This window comes from Nanoarchaeota archaeon, assembly GCA_018897155.1.
GTDB lineage: Archaea > EX4484-52 > EX4484-52 > EX4484-52 > LFW-46 > LFW-46.
The window spans coordinates 26,524-33,702 of the sequence record JAHILE010000043.1; the positions used below are offsets into that span (position 1 = coordinate 26,524).

Annotated in this window: 5 protein-coding genes; all 5 read right to left on the reverse strand. The window is 40.5% G+C overall.

Features of this window, described 5'->3' with window-relative positions:
- Window positions 1–1,392: a hypothetical protein gene (locus KKB09_05285; protein MBU4300600.1), complete on the reverse strand. Its 1,392-nt coding sequence runs from the start codon at window positions 1,390–1,392 to the stop codon at window positions 1–3.
- A 5-nt stretch (window positions 1,393–1,397) separates the two neighbouring features.
- Window positions 1,398–3,182, reverse strand: coding sequence for an alpha-glucosidase C-terminal domain-containing protein (locus tag KKB09_05290; protein ID MBU4300601.1), 1,785 nt, complete (start codon window positions 3,180–3,182; stop codon window positions 1,398–1,400).
- A gap of 34 nt (window positions 3,183–3,216) precedes the next feature.
- A complete protein-coding gene (locus KKB09_05295) occupies window positions 3,217–5,082 on the reverse strand; it encodes a hypothetical protein (protein ID MBU4300602.1) in 1,866 nt (621 codons plus the stop codon).
- Window positions 5,083–5,101: 19 nt separating this feature from the next.
- The gene (locus KKB09_05300; protein MBU4300603.1) at window positions 5,102–6,460 is read right to left on the reverse strand and encodes a hypothetical protein; all 1,359 of its coding nucleotides are present in this window, start codon (window positions 6,458–6,460) and stop codon (window positions 5,102–5,104) included.
- 5 nt (window positions 6,461–6,465) lie between these two features.
- Window positions 6,466–7,179 (reverse strand): alpha-glucosidase C-terminal domain-containing protein (locus KKB09_05305; protein MBU4300604.1); only part of this gene is annotated, 714 nt, incomplete at its 5' end.

Sequence of the window (7,179 nt, forward strand, 5' to 3'; positions counted from 1 at the left end):
TTACCTTTGAAATTTATTTAACGCAAGCTCTTTTATAGTTTCGTATGTCTCGAATTCCGGAGCAAGCGAATCATATTTCGCGAATTTGCCGAAAGAAAGCCTTTTCGCGCCAGGCGTAAAATCCCCGCCATGAACAGGATACATAAAAATCATATCTTTACTTTGAAAAAAAGCATCCGCTTTTTTGAGCCAATCCCTTTGCTGCTTTTTATCCAGCATTTGGCTAAAAACATCCATAGGCGAATTATTAGCCCAGCCGAAATCAATAAAAACTAATCGCAGTATCTTCCCAAACTTTTCTTCAACTTTAGAATTTATCTTATCCCATCTTTCTTCGTCGAATTTTCCGCTGTATATTTCTTCCGGTGTCGGAGTGATCGTGACAAAATCGAGCTTTGGCGCTTGCCGATTGTAATAGATTACCGGATCAGCCCATGTTCCGACATAAATGTTTTTTCCTTTTGATCTTCCGTATTCATGAATTGCATCTATGATCTTACCTGCAGCATCATAGGAATCTTTAACAGCTTGATGATTTTCATTATTATTGACCATGGCCTTAAGACTTTCCGCTTGGATATAAAGCAAATCGATAAAAATTGCATCTGCGCCTGAATCTATCTGTTTTTTAGCGCGATTTACAAGAAGCTCTTGAAAAGCCGGAATCGTCAGATCCGGATAATATCCCTCGGCTTTTTGCCAATCATATTTCTCGCCAAGCTTCAACAGATGATTGGTCAGCGCGAAATATTCCTGAAATCCTTCCTTATTCAAAAGTTTCCCTCTAAGTGACGGATAGTCTTTGCATATATCTTCCGGACATATATAGGTTATATTCCATTTTTGCGGATCAAACGCCATTCCCCAAGTATCATTAGCATTGATCACAGTGTTTGCTATGGGATCTACTTCAATTCTTCCCAGAGCTTCTGAAGGAATCGCGCCTACAAATATGACTCCTGGCATTTCTTTTTTAATCTCAGGTATTGTCTTTCTGAGCTCTTCGTATGAGTAGCCCAATTCTCTGACCAACTCGGGCACATTTTTAGTTGTAGTTTTTGCAAACTCGGCAATACGATCAAGCAATTCAGAAGGCATATTATCCGGAGAATCCGGAGCGGGTATTGTCCAAGTATAAAAACCTAAAAAAATTAAATCTGTTTTGGTTTGTTTTAGCATTTTGACAGTATTCTTAAGACTCCTGCCGCCGCCGGATTCTCTGTCAGTCACTTTTTCGTACACCGTAGCGACTTTAACCCGAGAAAGATCATTCTGCGGGCCGGCATATGGTATTTTCGACAAATCTATTTGTTCCAATTCATTTTTTGGAGCGATCAGCAATATCGCAATAACCAATACGACTCCTAATAAAAGCAAGATTTTTTTGTTCATAAACTTCACTTAACTGTTAATATCCTTGAGCCATAAGCAGGCACAGTTATTTTAAAATTAGCAGAATCACTGACAGTAAAAATTTCTCCGTTCAGTTCGTCTTTTAGCCGCGTTCCGTTTGGAAATGGAATGTCCAAAACGCTTTCGACTTGTTTTCCGTTGAAATTAATTACAACGATTACCGTTTCATTTTCATAAGCCCTTGAATACGCATAAATATTGTCTCCGGATTTCCAGACGTTTTTGATGTCGCCGTATTTAAGAGCGCTGCTGGAATTGCGGATAGAAAATACTTTTTTATAAAAATCTCTTAAACCATAATCTCCATTAATCCAATTAACTTTGGGGTCAGCATTTCCAGTTCTAAACCAATCATTCGTCGCTCCAATTTCCTGCCCGGCTTGTATGAACGGAATTCCCGGAAGAGTGGAAATCATAACCAAAAAATTTTTATTCAATGTCGAATTATCCTTATTCAGTCTTGACTGATCGTGAGACTCCAAAACAAGTAAAGGCGTTTTGCCCAATGTCGCGATACCTTGCGCAAGTTTATCTATGAGTTGCTGAGAGGTTATTGTGTTTGCGGCAATACCGGGCATAAGGCGCGGAAGATTAGCATATTCCAATTCCGCCGGCACTTTTTTGGACAAGCCAGGTTCGGATATAAACGCAGCATCGGGCTTAATCTTTTTCACAGCGCCTATCGCGCTTATTAGTAATTTTTCCGAAGAGTGGTCGCCGGAGAACACCATCGAATTATAATTATTAGACGGCGCGTCAATTCTCCATCCGTCAATACCATATTCTTTTACATAGTATTCCGCAATTTGAGTAAAATATTTGATTACATTGGCATTTCCCAAGTCCACTGCCGGACCCCATCCAGCTATTGGGAAACTCCGCACCATAATTCTATCTCCGCTGATTTCTCCGCCAAATTCATAAAGATCTTTACCCCCTGCCACCGACGACTTATGCTTGCCAGCAAAAACAAAATTTCTACCATCCAGTGTTGTGTACTCCAATTTCCAATTCATTTCTTTTGCTTTTTCTGCGAGTTCGGTGCTGGAAAAACTATAAGTCCAATTATTATTATAAATTATACTATTTGGAGGCGTGCAGCAGGTCACGAGATCAAACAAAATTTTCATATCGTTTTTATGCACTATATCAATCAATTCTTTGAGATCATCGGGCGAGCCATACGCCGGATCAATTTTATAATAATCATTAATCAAATATATGAGCGTTGTCTCCTGCCTCTTCATTGCTCTTTCCCAAATAGGCATCAAATATATTGTCTTTACGCCCAATTCCTTAAGGTGTGGAATTTGTTCAGTTATCTCCTTGAAAGAATGGTTTGGGTAATAATAGGGGTGAGTTTCGTAAATCGCTCCCTCGTTAAGCCATGTTTTGCCAATTGGCGCGGGACTGGATTTTGGCGAAGGCGCAGGCAGGATTATGGGTGATGGTGAAATAGGCGTCTTTGCAGGAATAACTGCCTTATTCAAAGCCGTTTGAGCCGTATCTAGTAAATCTCCGGCTTTTTTGTAATCTTTATTATCAAACGCCTGCTTCGCTTCCAGCCCCAACCCCTCTACTTCCGAAACATCAACGCCCTGCGCTTTGGCCGCATCATACTGTGATTTTAATGACTGAAATTTCTGCTGCAATTCTTCTTTGGTTATTTCCGGATTCTGAGCGGCTCTTTTTTGTTTTATAGCAATAGCAGCTATCGCTAAAATGGCGATTATAATTATTGCCAACAGTACTAAGATTTTTTTATTCATATTGATCAGTTTTTATTTGTTTAAATAATTAAAATTAATTGACTATTAGTATCCTTGAGCCGTAAGCGGGCATATGAACTTTCAATTCGCTGGAATTGCCTGCAAATGTTTCGTTGTATAACAAGTCGTAAACGGTTATGGCATCTCCGCCGAATTTTGTTTTGACAATGGCGTCAACGGACTTATCGCCTGCATTTACGATTACCGTTGCCGACTCATTCTCGCTCCATCTGTTGTACGCTATGAGCTTCTTTACTTTCGGAGAAACCAAGGCGTCTTCGATATTATCCGATTGCAAAGAAGGCAGGGTTTTTTTAATCATTATTAGTTTTTTGTACTGGTTTTTTAAAGAATCCGCGTTATATCCAAATAATTTTTCTCCGACTTCCTCGGCAAGAATAATTTGATATTCTCCTATCCAAATAATATTTCCCGGAGCGGTGATAGCTAAAGTAAGATACGCGTTCGAGACATCCGGCTTAAGGAGATCCACAAATTTATTCGCCTCAACCCAAGTATTAACAAACTTGGCGGTTTTTGTGTATTTTTCCTCTTGCTGCGTCAGCTTAAATGCCTTGACATAATTTTCAGAATATGAATATCCTGTGCCTCCGTAAACCAGCTTTAACAAACTTCTGAAATTATAGCCCTGCACCCAATCAAAATATTTTCCGATTGTCCTGTCCACTCTCGGATCCACGTACCATCCGGAAATATCTCCTTTGCAGGTTTTCATAATTAAATCATCGGGCATATCCCTTGTGCTTTTCCATGTTATTTCAGAAGCAAAGGCAAGATTCTTTTCCGTTTCCTTTCCCAATTGCTCTATTTTTTCTCGCATGGCGTTTGCAAGAGGTTCTGGGCTGTAATATCCGTCAACAGGCGTCAAGCATTCAAAGCCTTTTGCATATCCGGTTTTATCGCATAGATCCTTTATGTAAGAATTGCAATATGCCATCATTGCCGAATCGAGATATATTCCATCCACGCCCCATTTTTTGACCCAGTGAGGAAGCACTGTTTCTGTTACGTATTTAATCAACTCGGGGTTATCCTTATTCACGACATACCCGTATTGGGCGAGTGGCCATGGCCAGAATATCGCCGGCTCTCTATAAATGCTTTTTAGCATCCACTCGGGATGATTATCATAGACAAAAGTGCCCGGCGCCGTAACCGTGATTTGTAATTGGGCAATGACTTTCATGCCAAGCGAATGAGCTGTTTGCACCATGTGCAAGAATTCTTCTTCGGTTCCCCGTTCAGAGTCGGGTTTAAGATAGTCCTTAACAATGAATGTATCCTTGATTTCCATGTTCTCAATGCCTTTTTCCGTTTTCACCGGTATTGTCCGCCCTGCCTCCGGCCATATCGCATCATAAGGAGTCCAGATGAAAATGGTATTTGCTCCGGTTTCTTTTAATTCCGGCAATGCCCCCTCAACTTCTTTCCATGAAGGCTTTACAGTTCCCGCTTTTGGCATGTTCATCTGGGGAATGCCGGCTATTACAATGGTTTCATTTAATGTTTCCGGCGCCGGGGTTGCAGGCGTGGAAGTAGTCGCGGGTGGCGTTGAGGGTGCAGGAATAGGAGATGTTTTTGAGGTTTTTATTTCCTCTAACGCGCCTTTTGCTTTGTCCAAAAGTTCGTTCGCTTTTCCGTAATCTCCATTATCATAATTCTGCTTCGCTTCCAGCCCCAACCCCTCTACTTCCGAAACATCAACGCCCTGCGCTTTGGCCGCATCATACTGTGATTTTAATGACTGAAATTTCTGCTGCAATTCTTCTTTGGTTATTTCCGAGTTTTGAGCGGCTCTTTTTTGTTTTATAGCAATAGCAGCTATCGCTAAAATGGCGATTATAATTATTGCCAACAATACTAAGATTTTTTTATTCATAATTTTTACCTTTTAATTGTTATTTGGCTGCTTTTTTATTCGCAAGTTCTTTGATCGTTTCGTAGGTGTTGAATTCCGGAGCAAGGGAGTCGTAATTCCTGTATTTTCCGAATGCAAGCCTTTTCGCGCTCGGCCCCATATAGCCCCCGTGAAGAGGATAAATAAAATTAACGCCGTTTTTCGCAAAAGAATCGTCAAGAGTTTGCAATAAGCCGCTTTGTTCTTTTTTATTCAATTTCTGGCTGAAATCAACCGTTGGCGAAATATCCATGCTCCAATCGATAAAGGCAAAAATCGGGGTATTGTCGTATAATCTTTTGGCGCGCGATATCTTCTCATAGCTCTCGTCAAGTTTTTTATTCAGAATTTCGTTTTCAGTCGGCGTCATTGTTACAAAATCAACACTGGACGGCATCTGCGGCAATCCTTCAATATATTTGAATGGAACCGCCCACGCCCCAACATAAATACGCTTTCCTTTTGATTCGCCGTATCTATGTATTTCGTTTATTATTTTTTCCGAAGCGCTAAATAAATCCTTAATTATGGGATGTTCTGTGTCCTTGACAAACGGGTAAAAAAGCGATGTCTGCGGCAAGCCGTCAATCCAGATTGCATCCGCTCCCGCGTCTATCTGTCTTTTAGCCCAACTTAAAAGAAGTCCTTGATAATCAGGATTTGTTATATCCGGAAAGTATGCTTCAACTTCTCTGTAATCATAGTTTTCAGATTTTGCCCATCCGTGCCAGCCGGCGAATTGCGCCTGAAATTCTTCTTTAGTAAATGGTTTACCATTTTTTTGTATGCTCCATTTTTGCGGGTCAAGCGCCATTGCCCATGTTTCATTAGTAGTATAGACTTTCCCAGTTATATCGTTTTTATCTATCCTATTGATACGTTGGGCAGGTATTGCTCCCACGAATATAACATTTGGCATTTCCCTTTTTATCGCAGATATCCTTTTTTCAAGTTCTTGGTAATTATAGCCACTTTTCTCGACCAGCAACGGAATCTGCTCTGGCTTGATCCCCGTGCGTTCCGCATATTCTTTTACGATCTCGGGTGGAATATTTTCCGGAGAATCGAAAGCAGGAAGCCATCTCCAGAAGCTGCGGAATACCATGTCTGCATGAGTCTCATTAAGAATCCGGATGACATCGCCGGTGCTTCTTTGCGGCCCTAAGGGCGGCTCATCAATTATATTTTGGTAAAGAACCGCGACCTTTACTTTGCTTAAATCGTTTTTTGGGTCTGCCCAGTCGCTGCTTAGTGTATTGTTTATTTTCTCTGGCATTTGGGGTGGGACATGCTGAATTATCAAAACTGCAACAATTGCGATAAACAATACTGCCGCAAAAATTAAGATTTTTTTGTTCATATATTTTACCTTTTAATTGTTAATATCCTTGAGCCGTAAGCAGGCACAATTATCTTAAAATTAGCAAAATCGCTAACGGTAAAAGTTTCGCCGTTCAATTCGTCTGTCAATCGCGTTCCGTTTGGAAACGGAATATTCAAAACGGTTTCCGCCTGCTTGCCGTTGAAATTAATTATGACAATGACAGCTTCATTTTCATAAGTCCTTGAATAGGCATAAATATTATCGCCTGACTTCCAGATATTTTTAATGTCGCCGTATTTCAGGGCGTTGCTGGAATTGCGGATAGAAAAAACTTTTTTATAAAACTGCCATAAATCTGAATTGGTGTCATAGTTAGATAAATCAAAAGCTTGTTTTTTTATGTTTCCTGTTTCCTGCCCCGCATATATCATCGGCACTCCCGGAATTGTGGATATCATAGCCAGCAAAGCCTTATTCTGCTTCGGATAAGCCGCCTGCACTCTTTGCGTATCATGATTTTCAGAAAAATGAGATCTGGTTCGGTTATTTTTTATATTTTCCTTTATCATATAATTAACCAAGTCCTGAGAAGTCGCTTTATTGTTCACAATCTTGTCAAGAAATCCGTCTTTATAGGTAATTGATCCGATGGGAAGTTTTGTCGGATAGTTCAGCCATCCGGAAAAATACCAATTATACGATGCCTCCGCGTACTCGTCAAAAGCGGTATCGCAAGTTTCCGGAGCTCGTTCGCA